Origin of the sequence: Flavobacterium enshiense (assembly GCF_022836875.1) — a bacterium.
Lineage (GTDB): Bacteria > Bacteroidota > Bacteroidia > Flavobacteriales > Flavobacteriaceae > Flavobacterium > Flavobacterium enshiense_A.
In genome coordinates, this window is the sequence record NZ_CP090376.1 from 2,744,634 (window position 1) to 2,760,557 (window position 15,924).

The following is a 15,924-nucleotide window of genomic DNA, read 5'->3' on the forward strand; positions in this document are numbered from 1 at the left end:
AATCTCACAGCAATATTTTCGTCAAGTTTTTCAGCATTTGTCAGCCATTTTTTCAACATAAAACAAATTTATAAAAAGTCAGATTTTAATTACTCTTTTATTATATTTGTTACTTAACTATACGCCTTATGAACGATTTTACGCCTTTTACTTTTTCTGCTGAAGAATATAACGGTAAGCAGGTTATCTTCATCCGATTTGAATATACTGAAGCCCTTAAGAACCAGATAAAAAAACTCAAAGGGGCGCAATGGAATTCTGCATTTCATGCGTGGTATGTTCCTGATACTGCTGAATACAGAACACTTTTTAATCTGCCGGAGGTGTATACCGTTGGAAAACGCGTACTGTCGAAAATTTCAAATGGTAATCGTGATGAAATAGATCGTTTGATACACCAACTTAAACTTAAAGGCTACAGCCCGAATACTATTCGATCCTATGTGAACGAGTTTGCGCAATACCTTTATTTTTTAAAAGATTATCCGGCCCGGGAATGCGGCGAGAAAGAAGTTCGCAGCTATCTTATTTATTGCATTGATGATCTCCGATTAACAGAAAACACGCTGCACAGCAGAATCAACGCAGTAAAATTCTACTATGAAAAAGTTCTGTTTCAGGAGAAGATTTTCCTGGAGATTCCGCGACCAAAAAAACAAAGCAAACTGCCTAAAGCACTCAACATGCATGAAGTGCGCAAAATTCTTGATGCCACAGAAAATTTAAAACACAATACCATGCTCAAGCTCTGTTATGGCATGGGATTGCGACTGAGCGAAATAATCAACTTAAAAATAGCGAACATAGACAGTAAAAACATGCGGGTGCATATAGAACGGGGCAAAGGAAAAAAGGATCGTTTTGTAAATTTGCCCGATAGCGTACTCGAGCAGCTTCGCTCCTACTATATTGAATACAAACCAAAAGTTTATTTATTTGAAGGACAATATGGCGGCCAATACAGTTCCCGTGCTGTGCAGGAAGTTTTTAAGAAATCGTTGAAGAAAGCCAACATCTGCAAAAAAGTGGGCATTCACAGCTTACGCCACAGTTTTGCCACGCATTTACTGGAAAACGGGACAGACATTCGATTTATACAAGAACTACTGGGTCACAATGACATTAAGACCACTTTTGTTTACACCCATGTTTCCGATAAAACTATCAGAAAAATCATTAGTCCACTTGACAACTTATAATTATTTTCTATATTTGAAAACGATCAGTTTGCAAAAAATATATTTTGAATATATTCACAAAAACGAAATGCATTTTTTACAATATATTTTCGCAACATCCTGATTTTAAACGAATTTATAAACAAATGTATTTAGGCTGGGACTGCGTATATACATGAGTTAGGCGCAACTTGACTAAACGAAACTCAAAAACATGATGACCAATACTTTACGAGTAGATAAAATTGAATTATTTGATCCACTAGAAGGAAAAATAACTTTTACAACACAAAACGGAAAGCAAATTGAAGCCTTTTTTTGGGGAGAAAAATTTGAAGAACAAAAAGATTACTTAGTTGAATTTACTTCACTTGATTATCCATTAGATTGGAATGTAATTTTTTCTGAAAACAAAGAGAAAATAAAAAGTCTAATATTGGAAAAAGGACTTTGTTCCTATTTGGCTTACGGTCAAATAGTTTCTATAAATCCAACTGTGGTCGATTTTGGCGACATTATAATGGAAATACATTTACCAACAAATGACGAAAAAGTTATTGGAGAATATATTTATTGGAGGATAGATAGACTTGATATATTAGAAACAAAAAGCAGCGCCTAACAGCGGTTTTGTGCAAGCGGGGTTTTGGGTGTTTATTGGTAATGGTCAGTGTTTGCACTTCTCTCTTATTTTTCAACTTTTTTCTTTCAGACTTTTCGGTATATTTGTAAACATCAGTAATAAAAATCCCCGCCTGACACAAAGCCGGCGGGACGTTGTGTGTAATGCTGGCTCAACGATGTGAAATCGATACTTAATTAACAAATGATAAAATCTCAACTTATACTTGATATACTTGATTTAATACTTGACGGGTTAGAAAACGAAAAAAACTTGCGTTGTCAAATTCCATTTCTAAAAGAAGGGAATCAAGAACATACAGGAGTTGGAGTTTTCATCAATTTTGAAGCAGAACCAAATATTACAAATCACAAAATATCAACAGCAAATTGTTTGACTAAAGATGTTGATGGGAATCCAATTGAAAGGATTGATGGTTTAGAATTAATAAACGAATCACTAAATATTTTAGCAGATGTTTCTATTCATTTGTCAAATGGAATTATTGATTGTGTGGAAATTTGGAATAAAAATGGAGAAAACTATCCAAAAGAAGAACCAAAACAATACCAACTAATTCAAAAATGGATTGATCTAGAAAAACAAAAAACAATAGTTAGAAATTAAAAAGCACTACACACAACAGCGGTTTCGAGCAAGTGGGGCTTTAAGGCAAAATTTAATGTTGGTTTTGTATTTGTAAACTTAATCTTAAATTGTTAGTTTTGGGAAAACAATCCCCCACCTGCGCGAAGCCGGCGGGACGTTATAAGCCATTTTAAAAAAACGAAACCTCTAATGATGAAAACACTAAATATTTTAGCTCTAACAATACTAATAGTAAGTTGCTCTAAATTACCTGAAAATTCAATGATTACTGCAAAATACATTGTTTTTAATCATGACATTAGTTCTAAAACAATTGGAAATTTTGACAATGTAAAAGAGTTAACAAACAGTGATGAAATTACTCATCCATTCGTTGTAGATAAGAAATTTCATGATTTAGAATATGCTTTCATATTAAACTCAAATGGAACACTTGACAAGATAACCGAATATAAATACGGACAAAATGAGCTTTATCAAAAATACCAAATTGAGTTAGACACAATTGATAGAGAAAACATTGGTGTGGGATTTATGATCAAACTAGATGAAAAACTAAATCAAATCATAGATTGTCAAGACACTCTAAAAATTTTAGATGTTTACCCAGAAGAAAAGTTAATCCGTGTTGACAAACCAGAAAATAAAGGAAGAGTTGTGTTCTATCAGTATAAATAATAAAAACGGCTTATAACAGCGGTTTTGTGCAAGCGGGGTTTTGGTGTGTAATGGAACGATCTGGAACCAAAAGTCTTTGCTTCTTTTCAACTTTTTTCTTTCTAACTTTTCGGTATATTTGTAAACGTCAGTAACAAAAATCCCCGCCTGACACAAAGCCGGCGGGACGTTAACGGCAAGCTGAAAAAAACGATATGGAAAGAAACGCAATCATTTTGATAATCCTTTTTTTTACGAAAATAAGTTTTGCACAAAATTTGGATTTTGATGAAATAAAATTCAAAGGTTTGAGTTTATATTCTTCAAAAAATCAAATAATCGAACAGCTTGGAAACCCCAAAAAGGAATACATTTCTAATTATGAATGCGGTGATTTTTCTAGTGAAGAACAAGGTGCAACATATTATAGTTTAGATTACGGAAGTGTAAAATTTACTGGAAATCAAAATGAAAAGTATGTTATAGATAAAGTTGATTTTGAAAATGACAAATCTTTAATTCTACATTACCAAAAACACAAATTAACTTGTGAAACAACATTGAATGAATTAGTAGAAATATTTGGTAAACAAATTATTGAACTTATAGGAAGCGAATCAAACGGTGCGTTTATTATTCAACATTCTGAATATGATAATGGAATAAGATTTGAAATAAAAAATGGAAAACTAATAACATTTGAATATTGGTCACCTTGCTAAACAGCCAGCCGTTAACAGCGGTTTTAAGCAATGGCGGGGCTTGGGATTTTTTGGAATGTTTTGTGAAATTTTTCGGTATATTTGTGAAGTTCCGTGAGTGGAAAACCGCCACTGCATAAAGCCGGCGGGACGTTATGCGACATCGCAAAAAACTAAACCTTCATGATGAATAAATTTACTTTATCTTATATCCTTTTGGTAAATGCGGCCATAATTGCTCTTGCAATTGCAGATATGATTTCGGGAAATATTTTTCTTAAATATATTTTTTTTATTATTAATTCTATTGTTTCAATTTATTGTGTTTTTCACATTACCAAAAAATATGCATACCATTATTTGTGCGCTACAAATCTCATTCAAGCTTTCTCATTAATGCTATTTGGTTTTAGCTTCAAATTTCTATTAGGCCCTGATTTATCATTTTTTCTATACAGTGAAGGAGATTTAAAATCTACGCTGAGTTTCAAAATTTTCAATGTTTTTTTAATCTGTTCAAAAGGTTCTGAGATTAATGATTGGGTAATTGGGATTAATTTTATCCATCTTTTTGTTTTTTTCCATCTATTTTCCCTAATTTCTAAATCTAAAACGAAAATAAGCAACGTCGCATAACAGCAGTTTGCAGCAAGTGGGGCTTTAGGGCTAAATTTATTGTTGGTTTTGTGTTTGTAAACTTAATCTTAAATTGATACTTTTGGGAAAACAATCCCCCACCTGCAGCAAGCTGGCGGGACGTTATGTGCAAGCGGCCAACTTTGCGTGAAAATTGCAGTCAAATATTTAAACTTGAAAACGTTATGAGCAAAAAATATTATAGAGATAAATTATCTTTCAAAGAAACAGTTTCAAGAAAAAAATGGACAATTTTTGTTTTCGCTATTGCATTTACAATCTCTATAATTTTTTATTTAGTGAATTATTACAGTGATAATTACTTAATAAAATACATATCGGAAAATCTTTGGCTTCAAACTATTTTTATGTTTTTAACAGTAGCTGGTTTGATTAGTATTTTCTACCCTTTCTCAATTAGAAAAGAACTTAATGAAAAGGATATTATCTACAATTATGAAGAAAAAAATAGAATAGAAAAACAAACTGAGGAAAACAGAAAAAAAGCAACTTTTTAATTAAAGCCAGCACATAACAGCGGTTTTAAGAAATGGCGGTTTTAGGGATTTATCGGTAATGGTCAGTGAATATTTTCTTCTCCGAAGTGAGGCTTTTTCTTTCAATCTTTTCGGTATATTTGTAAACATCAGTAATAAAAATCCGCCACTTCTTAAAGCCGGCGGGACGTTATGCGACAGCTTAAAAAAAATTAGAGCAAACAATGAGCGAAGACAATTTATATCTACTTTTTTGCTACCTGATTTTTGGGCTGACACTTAGTATATTAGCAGTAAGAAGTAAAAACCGACTAAAAACTGTAATTATAAATTTAATAATTGCAGGACTTTATAGTGGACTATTCTTTTACAACTTGAAATTTAACAGTTCAGGCGGTTCGGGACTTGTTTGGCTTGTATATCTAATGTTCGCAATTGGACTACATTGGATAATTAATTTGATTGGAATTATATTGACTTTTACGAACAGACAATGAGAATTTATCTGACAGACCAGAAAAACAAGTTCAAGCAACACCTTGAGTTCTTAAAGACCAAAAAAGTGATGGTCTATAACAAAGCTCGATTAAAAGAAAAAACTACGACCGTAAGTATTAAAACGACAAAAAAATTTGACGAACTAGATCTTAATTTCCTTTTCGATTATCAAATCTTTCCTGACAACATTATGACCTTTAAAACCCAATGGACTGATGAGAAAAGGAAAATGGAAATAAACGACACAATTGCGCAACAAGTTTACATTCCACCAATAAAGTCATTTTCGCAAAAAATAATTTTTGGAGTAAGAATAAATGAAATAATTGATCAAATCAATAAAAAAGGATTTAGTTACGAGACACTTGAAGGACACGTTGAAAAAGGAGTTTCAACTTTTACAATTGAGCAACTTAACGACAAGTTAATTTTTAAAATTAAAACTTACTCGACACCAGGAAACATTTTGACTAAATTAGTTGGACCATTTTTTTCAGTTCCTTATCAAATTTTCTGCACCAAAACTGCTTTGAAGCACGTAAAACAACAATTAGAAAATCAATAAAATTAAATGTAAAAAAGGAAAGCCGTCACATAACAGCGGTTTTGTGCAAGTGGGGTTTTGGTGTATAATGGGACGATCTGACATCAAAAGTCTTTACTTCACTTCAAGTTTTTTCTTTCAATCTTTTCGGTATATTTGTAAACGTCAGTGACAAAAATCCCCACCTCCACAAAGCCGGAGGGACGTTGTGCGTCATTGTAAAAAACTGCAAGATGAAAACACCATTTAATTTAGATAAAGGAATACACTTTGAAGATTCTGGGAACACTTTATTATGGTTTGAAGATTTTGAAACACTTCGCAAAATTGATAATCCTGAAATATGTAGAAATGGATACATCTTAAAGTGGCGAAATAAATTATGTTTAGGCGGACAAAGACTTAATGTGTCTGTAATTAGAAATGATTACAATAACTACAATAACAAACTCGAATCAGTAGAATTTGAAGAACAAAACGGTGAGCCTTGGAAAACGTATGAAAAATATTCGGAGCTCATGAAAACATATTTTGGAAATCCAAACGAATGGAAAGATGATGGATATGGAAGACCAACGGAGTTATGGAATATTAATGATTTACAAATAATTATTGGAGTTGGAGAAAGGTTTACAGAATTTGAAATTTTCAGTATTCGAAAAGGAAAGCGATTTTGGAAACTTAATCATGAGAAACAACGAACGCACAACAGCGGTTTTATGAAATGGCTAAGGTCATTGTTTATCGGTAATGGTCAGTGAATATTTTTCTTTCTCCGAAAGAGGCTTTTTTCTTTCAGTCTTTTAGGTATATTTGTAAACATCAGTAATAAAAAATCCGCCACTTCATAAAGCCGGCGGGACGTTAGCTGCTAGTTTACTCGACGAAATGGAATCGAAATGAAATTTGAAATTAAATTCAACGAAGAAATTTATACAAAACAATTACAACTACTTTATGACATAGCATATAGTAACGAAATTACTTATTATAAAAAGTCAAATTATATTGGATTCGCTTTACTTTTTGTTAGCTTAATTTTACTTTACAATAAACCAAATTTCTTTGCATTTGCATTATTATGTTTTGCCTTTGGAAATCTTATTCCATACTATGTCAAATTTTTCAAGCGAAAATCTCTTTTAAAAAGACTCAATAAAGAAAAACAAGAAACAATAAATCTTTACAATAAAAATCCAATTTCTACTTGGGAATTTTTTGATAATTCATTTAAATATTCAGATTTCCAAGGCGATTTTAATTTGGAGTGGAAAGATTTTGCGGCATATAAAATTATTGATGAAACAATATTTTTATTCACAAAAACAGACAAACCATTTATCTTCGGGAAAATAGAAATTGGTAAGGAAAACTATGAGAAAATTATAGAACTTGTAGAGAGTAAAATCAAAACCAGCAGCTAACAGCGGTTTTGTGCAAGCGGGGTTTTGGGGATTTATCGGTAATGGTAAGTGTTTGCATTTTCTTCTTCATTTTGAAGCTTTTTCTTTCATACTTTTCGGTATATTTGTAAGCGTCAGTAATAAAAATCCCCGCCTGACACAAAGCCGGCGGGACGTTAGCAGCTATATCAAAAAAACTAAACGCAAAAACCAAATTCAGTGAAAAGATATTTTTTACTCATATTTTTAATAATGATTAATACATCTGGATTTACTCAAAATCTTGTTGAAAAAAATTATATCGTATTAATTTTCGATGTCAAACAAAATGATAATTTACATCCAGGAAGATTCTCATATTGGATTGCTGAATCAGATAAACTAAATGATAAGTTCGAATTTGATTTCTCACCTCTATTTCTAAATCTATTCTATACAAGCAATGCTTACGATGATTGTTGTATGGGAAAAGCTTCTAATTTCTATACATTTACAACTGAATCCAAATTTGAATTCACAAAAGAATTTGAAAATAAACAAAAGATATTTCGAGAGTTTTTAAAAAGCAACGCAAAAAAAATTCAAACCATCAAAAAGAAATGGGAAAATGGTCGCAATGAAACAGTAACAATATCTGCAATACCTATTAAAACTAAAATATGTAATTGCAAAATACTTGATAAAAAGAAAAACTACTATAATTTTGAATCAGTATCGTTACCAATCTCAGATTTTGAACTCAATAATGAATTTTGGAAATCGAAAAATGCAAGTTATATCATAAACGATTACTCAAAATTTGAGTCAGAATATTAAAATAAGATACAGCTGCTAACAGCGGTTTAGTGTCAATGCGCCTGTAACCACCTTATTTTACTACTATTCTTACCTTTTTAATCTTCATTAGTACAACATAGGTACAACAAATCAGAATACTTTTAAATCCCTGTAAAGCCCCACTCTATTGAGCTGTGCTTGCCGGTTTAGTTCTTGGAACTCTGCCAACCTACCGCAGTAGTACTGTTGTACTGCTTTTGCATACCCATTAATCAAAAGCAAATCATTTAAACATTCCCCTCCTGGAAGAATTACATAACCTAATTGCCTATTCCAATAGTCATAATAGTTATCCTGTTCAGTAATAATCGTTACAGCCGTTTTAGGCGGTGCAACCGACAAAACGAAGTGTAAGGATTGCAAACCTAATTGAAGTAAATAATGAGCCGGCAAATGGCTTTTCTCTTCGTCCTCAATCATCTTGCGGTTTAACTTCACTTCCGGTGCATCTAAACCATATAATCGGATTTCTTTTCTCTTTTGGGTGAATTGATTGCAAATGATGATGCTGTCTCCGTCAAGGACTTCGTCAATTTGCCAGTGGGTTTCCACTGTGTACGGTGCTTTTGCGCTGTATTGCATTGATTTACAGTTATTTAAGTATTGACATTTCAAAGATAATAATTGAACTTTGACTTATCAGTTTAATCTTATTAATAACAATTTAAATCTAAAGAAAATGGCTAGACAGAAAGGCGTTTTAAAGTATGTGGGAACTCTAGGAGATGTTCGTCACTTCAAAATTAAAGGACAAGAAGGCTACTTTGCCGGAATGGTTGGCGGTCCTTCAGGGGAGCAAGTTTTAACTGCTCCAGAGTTTGAAAGAACTCGTGAGAACATGAACGAATTTGGCGCTTGCGCCAAAGCAGGGAAATCGGTTCGAACCGGACTTTCTCAATTAATGAAGCAAATGTCCGACACTCAGGTCGCAGGACGTTTGACCGCTATCATGAAAAAAATCAATTTGGAAGACCAAACCGAAGCCAGAGGGTACCGAAAAATTGAAATCAGTTCTCAGAGAAATTACCTCATCGGGTTTGAGTTTGACAAAAACACTTCCTTGAATGGTATTTTCAATGCTCCATTCACAGTAACACATGACGCGGGAAGAGATTCAGCGGATTTTGTAATCCCAGCTTTTAATCCTGCTAACCTGGTGAATGCTCCTGCTGGTTCTACTCATTTCCGCTTAATCAACACAATTTCTGTTGTGAGTGACTTTGAGTACAATGCAACTACTAACAGTTACGAGCCGATGGATGCGCCACTGAATGAAGTGAGCGATGTACAGTTCAGCGGATTCTTGGACTTGTATGCAGCTGCTCCGGCTACAACGGTTACTGCTGCCCTACCTGCCGGAACGGTTCCGACTGCCAACGTAACGGTTTTACAGTGTATCGGAATTGAGTTCTACCAACAAGTAGGACCAAATTTCTACTTGTTTGCTACCGGCAACTGTTTGAAAGTACAGGATGCTTTCTAAAAAAGGTTAAGACAAATCCCTCGGCTAGTCTGAGGGATTTTTTGTTTCACACCTAATCTTTCAATTTTGCGATGGAAAATGTAAATAACCTCACAGTACTTTTTGGAACACTTATCAGCTTACTGCTTTCGGTTGTGGCATACTTTATTAAGCAACTACACACCGATTTCAAAAGAATGGAGAAAGATTTGGTCGAAGTCAAAACAATGGCTTTAATCATCAAATCGGAGTTTAAAAGCGGAAACGATTTACTCAACCAAAAAGTAGAATACCTAGAAAAAAGAGTACAAACAATAGAACTATCACTTTTAAAAAGTCAAGATCATGAAAAATAGAAAAATGAATGTTGTGGAAAGAGTTCAGGCACCAACTCCAAAATGGTTCAAAGTATTACGCACTATCGGGCTTGCTTTGGCAACTGTTGGCGGGAGTATCATTGCTGCACCAATAGCTTTGCCAGCCGGACTGGTCACGGCTGCCGGATATTTGGTTTTGGGTGGCGGTATAATTTCCGCAGTTTCCCAAACTGCTGTAAAATCTGAAGAAGAACAGAAAACAGAACCGGAAAAAGTAATCTAACCGGTATCAATCAAAAATGAAGAGCTCCGAAATTCGGGGCTTTTTTCGTTTCTATGGGCAAATGCTTTGCCTTTCACCGTTTTATTTAATTGGTGCGTTTATATTGCTGTTATGCGTTGGTTTACTCTGAATAGAAGCGCAAGCAAATGAATTATCCTTTGTAATAGCGATATAAAATCGTTTTTCGTAAATCATTTATGAGATTTATGTTTTCTTGGAATTGCTTTTCTTTCTGTTCCAAGAGTTTGAGTGCCTGCATGTTTTTTTGGTGCTGCTCGTGGTCCTGGATTAATCGGGTGACTTTTGGGAAAAACTCTTTTTTGAAATCGTACAGATTTACAAAGGGAATGACTGAACCGCGAAGGTACATATGCCAAAATTTTGACTTCCATAAGCTGAACGCAATCCAGAAGACCGTTTCGCAATCCTCTTCGTTTGAGAAGATAATTACGAAGCTGTTTGTAAATGGTGCTTTCTGTGGCTTTCCGCTGTTCATCCCTTTGTTTAGGATGAATACGTGTGGTTTGGCGTAAATAGTGCCGTTTCTGTGGGTTTTAACAATGTAGTTTGTCATGGCTCCGGATGTTTGGGTTATGCTCGGACCTTGCCTCGCACAACAATTACTTCAAAAGAAAAAAGAGAAAAAAAGAAAGCCATCCCGCCAAGTGGAGGGTTTCAGAAAAGCAAGTTTTTCGGATAAAATACTACCCGATAGGGTGGAGATTTTATCCGAAACCCGTAGGGCTTGAACTTGCTTTTCTGAAAACCGGAACTAAACTTTGCCTTCTTTTTTTTTCTTTTTTGTTTTGATATCCGAATTGTTTCAACTGAAAAACTATCAGGTGTTTTTACTACTAATCAAAGGCGTGTATCAATGTGGCAGGGGTCTTGAAAGGGTATCGAATTTTGGGGCAGGTTGAAATACCAAAAAGGAAACAAATACAAATGCTTTCAACCTGAACCGAAATTTGATACTCTTTCTTAGGGTTTGATTTTTGGGGATGCCTACGGCTACTTATGAAAAGGAAATTACAAGAGGTGTTCTGAAAACGCAAGGCATCTCCAAAAAACAACTATAAACCATTCATAGTGCGGTGGCAGTAGCGGAAGCATGGGTATTGTTTCCTTATTTGTAAACGAAAGGTCTTCTGATTGGTTTTATGCCGGCTTGATGCCTTTACAAGTGAATAGTGAAATGTGAGAAATAAATAAGAGGTCCTAGTTATGGAATGGTAAGGCATTGAGCTGGCGTGAAACCAATTACGGCAATGCTACTGACAAATAAGGAAACAATACTTATGCGGGGTGCTTTTGGTTTTGTGGGTGCTGCTTACTGGAGTTGAAAGTCGCAGGCTCAGTTTACTGTGGATAGTGTTATGAAAAATGGACAGCACTTACAAAGCCAAAACTATTACTACCGCTTTAAACACAAAGAAGCTAAAAACAGGAAACGGAAACTTCTTCTGAAATGAATTTTGCCTAAAAATTCCTTCTGAAAAACGACGCTTGTTAAAGGCGGTGGTGAAGGGCGGTATTTTTGGTAGCCGGGTGATGCGATGGAAGCTACCAAACATGTTGCCCTGGAGCCACCGACAATCGTGTGAGGTGGACGGTCGAGATTTTTAAGGAAGAAGGTGTTATGTGCAGGGGGTTACAATTGTTGTTCCCGGCTGGCTTTGTGAAGTTTGGGATGAGTATGCCTTTTGATTTCTCTTTATCTTTTACCATAACAAACACAAAACCAACATACCCCATTACCCAAGCACCCGAATTGCACAAAACTACCGGTAACAGCAGTTGTTTTTATTTACAATGCTACTTTTTCTGTTTGCTTAAAGAAATAAATCTTGGACTGTTCCTGATGTATTCCATTGCTTCAGCCTCTATTTCATCCATTGTTTTTATCCGTTTGGAAAATACCCAATCATCGATTTCCGATTTCTTGAAACATACCTTTCTACCGTTCTTGTAATGTGGTATTCCGTTTGAAGATGTTAGTTTATAAATAGCCGACGACGAACTTTTTAAATATGCCGTAACTTCTTTTAAATCCATTAATTCATTTACTGGTAGTCTTTGCTCTGGAATTTTGATTCTTTCAATCGCTCTTTCAATTCTGTCGAGTCTTTCTAAAATAAGTTCAAAAGGATTTTCCATTTTTTACCTAAAATTAGCGAAATGAAGCAAACAAAGAACCGGCTTTAGGAATACTTGGACTAAAGACGGTTTTTGTGCAGCTGAATGAGATAATTTTAAGAATACCAAGAGGCTTATTCTTTCACTTTCTCTAAATTAATGGAAAACCTTTTAGCAATTATTGAAGATATTCTGATTAGTTCTTCAGAATTGTCTTCAGTATTTATTCTAAAAACATAATCCCTGATTAGCTCCTTAAAGCCTTTATCAAATTTTATTTTTTTCTCATTATCTAGGGTAAATAATTTTTCTATAAATATTAATTTATCAATGTTAGACGGTTCTTGCAAAGCTTCTTGAATATAAAGAGTGAATATATCTTTTTCCTTATTAATCAATTCAATTAAGAACTGCTTATTAATAAATTCGTTATTTAATTCAAAAAAACTTCCCTCTAAATTTTCCTTTTCATCAACAATTAATTTAGTTATCCTTTTACAAAAATTATCATAATGAGTAGCTTCCAGTAGCTTAATAATTTTAGACCAGTTTTCTATTTGCCAATCTTTAAGGCTATGCATTGGGCTGTTTTTAAAAAAAGAACCACAAACGAATCCATATAAGGCATCGTTTAATTTATCCAAGAAAAACTGATTGTTATACTCTTTTACTTTTAGTAAAATATCAAATAAATAATCATTTACAGATAACGATTCTTTTAAAACTTCAACATCGAGTTTTTTTAATTCACTTTCGATTTTTCGAAGTATTCTATCTGACTTATTCGAAGTTATAATTTTATAAATCACATAATCATTTGAACTCAAATTTAAATCCTCAATCATTAAAACATCATCCTCTAATTTAGAATACTCAAAGAATTTTGTAATGAGATTAGAAATATTAAACCCTTTTTTTTCAATATCCTGAACTCTTATTAAAACATTAAAAGGATTCTCAATATTGAACGCATCACCATCATCATTTGAAACCATCAAGTCTATTATATCACAACACAGAATGTTGTTAGCATCAGAACTTAATTCCCATACGATTTTCAATAAATTATTTTTCTTCAAAATTTCATAAGAACGCTTTGCATTTTCTCCATCAGAATTTTTCCAATAATCATGAATATTATTAATCATATTATTTGCCTGATAATTTTCTTGGGAAATTTCATCAGTCAAATGGATAACTTTCTCTTTAAAATATACAGCACATAAAGTGGCTATAATACTAATATCTTTTTCATTTTCAGGCAATGTAGAACAACAGACAGAATAAAATTGAGGCAATTTTAAGAATTCTGAAAAATCATGGTTTTTGTAATTATAAAAGATGTTTTCAAATAATTCAATTGATTGAAAATTAAAAACATTTCCACTTTGATTGCCATAATTCCAAGAAAAATGATTTTTCAAGTTTAATAATATTGGATCAAGATTTAAAGACTCATGTTGAATATAATTGTTTATCAGAGAGTATACATTATGAGGAATACTGTGTCCTGGATTTATCTGATTTGCAGTTTCAGCAATATTTTGTTGAGAGGGAAGCAAAAAGTTTGAAATATTTGAAAAATCACTATACTCACTTAAATCTCTCCAATTTTCAAATTTTATATTTAATACTTTAACTTTAAAGTTTATTAGTGTAGTCTGAGAAATGTGGTTTAATGTCTCGATAAAAAATTTATTTCTCTGGTCATTTAAGGTCTCTGAAGCTTCATTTTTATTTTCCTGATATTCATAAACGCTAATAAAAAAAGACCAAACATGTTCAATACTAACATCTTTAGAGAACTTTTTAAATAAATCAGAAGTACTTTTGATATCTTGTACAAAATTCTTATTGAATAGATAATTATGTTCTTTTTCCTTACTCAAATATTGGCATAAAGAAGGAATAAAATTATTATTAATATTCACATCATAATTTTCAAAACATTTATTGATTGGTGTACAATACCTTAAATAATCTCGTAATTTATCGGTGTTTGTAATTTTATTTTTAAAAATAGACCAAAATACTGTATTGAAATTTGAAATCAAATCCTTTAATAATTCCGGGTTATTATTATTCAAAGCCTCCAGAATTTTTGGAGTTAATAATATTTGTGAACCTTGTTCTTTACTAACACCATAAATTATAGCAGCAAGCTCTAGAATTGTATTTTCATCAATTAGGTTTACTTCTTCATTTGAAATTTTTGACCTATCAATTAAATAACTAGCTATTTCATCGTTGGAATTACCTTGTAAGTATCTCTTGTAAACATAAAACGCAATACTTTTAGTAGAAATTTGTTCTGAAATATGATTTCTTAGAAAACCTACCTGATTTATGTATGTTTTTATCTCTCGTGGTTTGGGATTATCTAAAATATCTTTTCTTGTTTTCTCAATTACCTCAATGACAACATCTTTATCGGTTTTATTCCACTCCGAAAAGCTTTTGTCAACCATCTTCTGTATAAAATCTAACCAATTTGAAATGATTGGTTTGGGGACATCAATCCTAACTTGAAAACTTTTGTCAAAAAATGAGCTGGAAAACTTATTATCAATACTTCTCGAACCATCTTGATTTTCAGTATAATTTTCCCAAATTTTCTTTAAACTCTGTTCATCATAAGGTATTATTGTGAAGACATTTTTAAAAGTATCGTAATCCTTTGAAGCTGGGTTTTTATGTTGAATAAAAGTTTGCAATGTTGACCAAATTCTTAGGGAAACATCTGCATCAACCCTGTCAAGATTATCTAAAACAATAACTATTTTTCTCTTTTTTTGAGCATTATATATCTCCAAAATTTCTTTAAAATATTTTTCAAATTCAATTGAACTTCTTTCATCATCCCCAACAACATCTTCGGTAATTGTCTCCTTAGAATTATTTTGCAAAAAAGCCCAATTATTTAAATCCTTTAGCTTTGATTTATCTTTTCTTAACAGATTATAATTATATAACAGCACGGCAAAAGGAGAAAGTGAAAAAATAATACCTACTAGTAGAGCACTGTTTACAGAACCACCTAATTTTAAAGTAACATTATCATAACTAACCGCAGAAAGTAAAGCTACACCAATTGTAAAAAAGAACATTGCAACAGTCAACAACAAACCTAACTTTGTAGTGCTTCTTGTTATATCAGTGGTTTTTACTCTTTTTTCTCTCGATATAATTTTTCTCTTTTCCTCAAGTTCTTTTATTATATCTTCATCATTCCCATTTTCTTTAAAAGAGTTTATCAGACTTTCTAAAAATATCCTTCTTAAAGGGTCACCTTCGTGAGCCCAGGCATCAAAATAAAAAAAACAAAAATTATCCTTATTCTGTTTATCATTTTTGAGAAGGTTTATAATTGTTGACTTACCTGAACCCCAAGGACCTGATAAGCCAATAGTTATCCCCTCATCCTCATTTTTGATTAAATTCAATAACGAGCACTTAATATTTTCATGAGTTTGCTCTTCATAAAAATCTGTAACTTCTACCTCTTCTCTTAGAATTTTGTAATTGTAATTTGTGCTCATTTACT

General features: G+C 32.7%; 17 protein-coding genes. 13 read left to right on the plus strand and 4 right to left on the minus strand.

Translation table 11 applies throughout. The features are described from left to right. Window positions 1–128 precede the first annotated feature (128 nt). From LZF87_RS12385 to LZF87_RS12430, 10 genes are all read left to right on the plus strand, one after another. On the plus strand, window positions 129–1,199 hold the full coding sequence (locus LZF87_RS12385; protein WP_244339396.1) for a tyrosine-type recombinase/integrase: 1,071 nt from the start codon (window positions 129–131) through the stop codon (window positions 1,197–1,199). Window positions 1,200–1,392: 193 nt separating this feature from the next. Further along, complete coding sequence (locus LZF87_RS12390; protein ID WP_244339398.1) at window positions 1,393–1,800, plus strand: hypothetical protein; 408 nt, start codon at window positions 1,393–1,395, stop codon at window positions 1,798–1,800. 204 nt (window positions 1,801–2,004) lie between these two features. After that, complete coding sequence (locus tag LZF87_RS12395) at window positions 2,005–2,427, plus strand: hypothetical protein (protein WP_244339400.1); 423 nt, start codon at window positions 2,005–2,007, stop codon at window positions 2,425–2,427. 171 nt (window positions 2,428–2,598) lie between these two features. Further along, entirely contained in the window at window positions 2,599–3,087 is a 489-nt protein-coding gene (locus tag LZF87_RS12400) for a hypothetical protein (protein ID WP_244339402.1), read from the plus strand. Between the two features lie 194 nt (window positions 3,088–3,281). Further along, window positions 3,282–3,788 carry a hypothetical protein gene (locus tag LZF87_RS12405; RefSeq protein WP_244339404.1) on the plus strand — a complete coding sequence of 169 codons (507 nt, stop codon included), beginning with the start codon at window positions 3,282–3,284 and terminating at the stop codon, window positions 3,786–3,788. Window positions 3,789–4,588: 800 nt separating this feature from the next. After that, window positions 4,589–4,921: a hypothetical protein gene (locus LZF87_RS12410; RefSeq protein WP_244339406.1), complete on the plus strand. Its 333-nt coding sequence runs from the start codon at window positions 4,589–4,591 to the stop codon at window positions 4,919–4,921. Window positions 4,922–5,465: 544 nt separating this feature from the next. Next, window positions 5,466–5,963, plus strand: coding sequence for a DUF1990 family protein (locus LZF87_RS12415; RefSeq protein ID WP_244339408.1), 498 nt, complete (start codon window positions 5,466–5,468; stop codon window positions 5,961–5,963). 212 nt (window positions 5,964–6,175) lie between these two features. Then, on the plus strand, window positions 6,176–6,703 hold the full coding sequence (locus tag LZF87_RS12420) for a hypothetical protein (RefSeq protein WP_244339410.1): 528 nt from the start codon (window positions 6,176–6,178) through the stop codon (window positions 6,701–6,703). Between the two features lie 138 nt (window positions 6,704–6,841). Continuing rightward, window positions 6,842–7,366 carry a hypothetical protein gene (locus LZF87_RS12425; RefSeq protein ID WP_244339412.1) on the plus strand — a complete coding sequence of 175 codons (525 nt, stop codon included), beginning with the start codon at window positions 6,842–6,844 and terminating at the stop codon, window positions 7,364–7,366. A 198-nt stretch (window positions 7,367–7,564) separates the two neighbouring features. After that, on the plus strand, window positions 7,565–8,161 hold the full coding sequence (locus LZF87_RS12430; protein WP_244339414.1) for a hypothetical protein: 597 nt from the start codon (window positions 7,565–7,567) through the stop codon (window positions 8,159–8,161). 111 nt (window positions 8,162–8,272) lie between these two features. Here the strand turns inward: LZF87_RS12430 and LZF87_RS12435 are convergent, their stop codons facing one another. Next, complete coding sequence (locus tag LZF87_RS12435; protein WP_244339416.1) at window positions 8,273–8,764, minus strand: thermonuclease family protein; 492 nt, start codon at window positions 8,762–8,764, stop codon at window positions 8,273–8,275. A gap of 97 nt (window positions 8,765–8,861) precedes the next feature. Here LZF87_RS12435 and LZF87_RS12440 point away from each other — a divergent pair, with 97 nt between their 5' ends. From LZF87_RS12440 to LZF87_RS12450, 3 genes are all read left to right on the plus strand, one after another. Continuing rightward, on the plus strand, window positions 8,862–9,665 hold the full coding sequence (locus tag LZF87_RS12440) for a hypothetical protein (RefSeq protein ID WP_244339418.1): 804 nt from the start codon (window positions 8,862–8,864) through the stop codon (window positions 9,663–9,665). Window positions 9,666–9,736: 71 nt separating this feature from the next. Further along, complete coding sequence (locus tag LZF87_RS12445; RefSeq protein ID WP_244339420.1) at window positions 9,737–10,000, plus strand: hypothetical protein; 264 nt, start codon at window positions 9,737–9,739, stop codon at window positions 9,998–10,000. Continuing rightward, a complete protein-coding gene (locus LZF87_RS12450) occupies window positions 9,990–10,244 on the plus strand; it encodes a hypothetical protein (protein ID WP_244339422.1) in 255 nt (84 codons plus the stop codon). Before LZF87_RS12445 ends, LZF87_RS12450 begins: the two co-directional genes overlap by 11 nt. Window positions 10,245–10,395: 151 nt before the next feature. On the opposite strand, the gene LZF87_RS12455 is transcribed toward LZF87_RS12450, so the two are convergent. From LZF87_RS12455 to LZF87_RS12465, 3 genes are all read right to left on the minus strand, one after another. Then, a complete protein-coding gene (locus LZF87_RS12455) occupies window positions 10,396–10,818 on the minus strand; it encodes a DUF6943 family protein (RefSeq protein ID WP_244339424.1) in 423 nt (140 codons plus the stop codon). A 1,241-nt stretch (window positions 10,819–12,059) separates the two neighbouring features. Further along, on the minus strand, window positions 12,060–12,401 hold the full coding sequence (locus LZF87_RS12460) for an excisionase family DNA-binding protein (protein WP_244339426.1): 342 nt from the start codon (window positions 12,399–12,401) through the stop codon (window positions 12,060–12,062). A gap of 113 nt (window positions 12,402–12,514) precedes the next feature. Next, on the minus strand, window positions 12,515–15,919 hold the full coding sequence (locus tag LZF87_RS12465) for a P-loop NTPase fold protein (RefSeq protein WP_244339428.1): 3,405 nt from the start codon (window positions 15,917–15,919) through the stop codon (window positions 12,515–12,517). Window positions 15,920–15,924: the final 5 nt, after the last annotated feature.

Bases quoted from the DNA above. Each gene is read 5' to 3' on its own strand.
- LZF87_RS12410 (WP_244339406.1), top strand. From the start codon at position 4,589: ATGAGCAAAAAATATTATAGAGATAAATTATCTTTCAAAGAAACAGTT.
- LZF87_RS12460 (WP_244339426.1), bottom strand. From the start codon at position 12,401: ATGGAAAATCCTTTTGAACTTATTTTAGAAAGACTCGACAGAATTGAA.
- LZF87_RS12420 (WP_244339410.1), top strand. From the start codon at position 6,176: ATGAAAACACCATTTAATTTAGATAAAGGAATACACTTTGAAGATTCT.
- LZF87_RS12395 (WP_244339400.1), top strand. From the start codon at position 2,005: ATGATAAAATCTCAACTTATACTTGATATACTTGATTTAATACTTGAC.
- LZF87_RS12445 (WP_244339420.1), top strand. From the start codon at position 9,737: ATGGAAAATGTAAATAACCTCACAGTACTTTTTGGAACACTTATCAGC.
- LZF87_RS12450 (WP_244339422.1), top strand. From the start codon at position 9,990: ATGAAAAATAGAAAAATGAATGTTGTGGAAAGAGTTCAGGCACCAACT.
- LZF87_RS12425 (WP_244339412.1), top strand. From the start codon at position 6,842: ATGAAATTTGAAATTAAATTCAACGAAGAAATTTATACAAAACAATTA.
- LZF87_RS12385 (WP_244339396.1), top strand. From the start codon at position 129: ATGAACGATTTTACGCCTTTTACTTTTTCTGCTGAAGAATATAACGGT.
- LZF87_RS12400 (WP_244339402.1), top strand. From the start codon at position 2,599: ATGATGAAAACACTAAATATTTTAGCTCTAACAATACTAATAGTAAGT.
- LZF87_RS12415 (WP_244339408.1), top strand. From the start codon at position 5,466: ATGGTCTATAACAAAGCTCGATTAAAAGAAAAAACTACGACCGTAAGT.
- LZF87_RS12390 (WP_244339398.1), top strand. From the start codon at position 1,393: ATGATGACCAATACTTTACGAGTAGATAAAATTGAATTATTTGATCCA.
- LZF87_RS12440 (WP_244339418.1), top strand. From the start codon at position 8,862: ATGGCTAGACAGAAAGGCGTTTTAAAGTATGTGGGAACTCTAGGAGAT.
- LZF87_RS12465 (WP_244339428.1), bottom strand. From the start codon at position 15,919: ATGAGCACAAATTACAATTACAAAATTCTAAGAGAAGAGGTAGAAGTT.
- LZF87_RS12435 (WP_244339416.1), bottom strand. From the start codon at position 8,764: ATGCAATACAGCGCAAAAGCACCGTACACAGTGGAAACCCACTGGCAA.
- LZF87_RS12405 (WP_244339404.1), top strand. From the start codon at position 3,282: ATGGAAAGAAACGCAATCATTTTGATAATCCTTTTTTTTACGAAAATA.
- LZF87_RS12455 (WP_244339424.1), bottom strand. From the start codon at position 10,818: ATGACAAACTACATTGTTAAAACCCACAGAAACGGCACTATTTACGCC.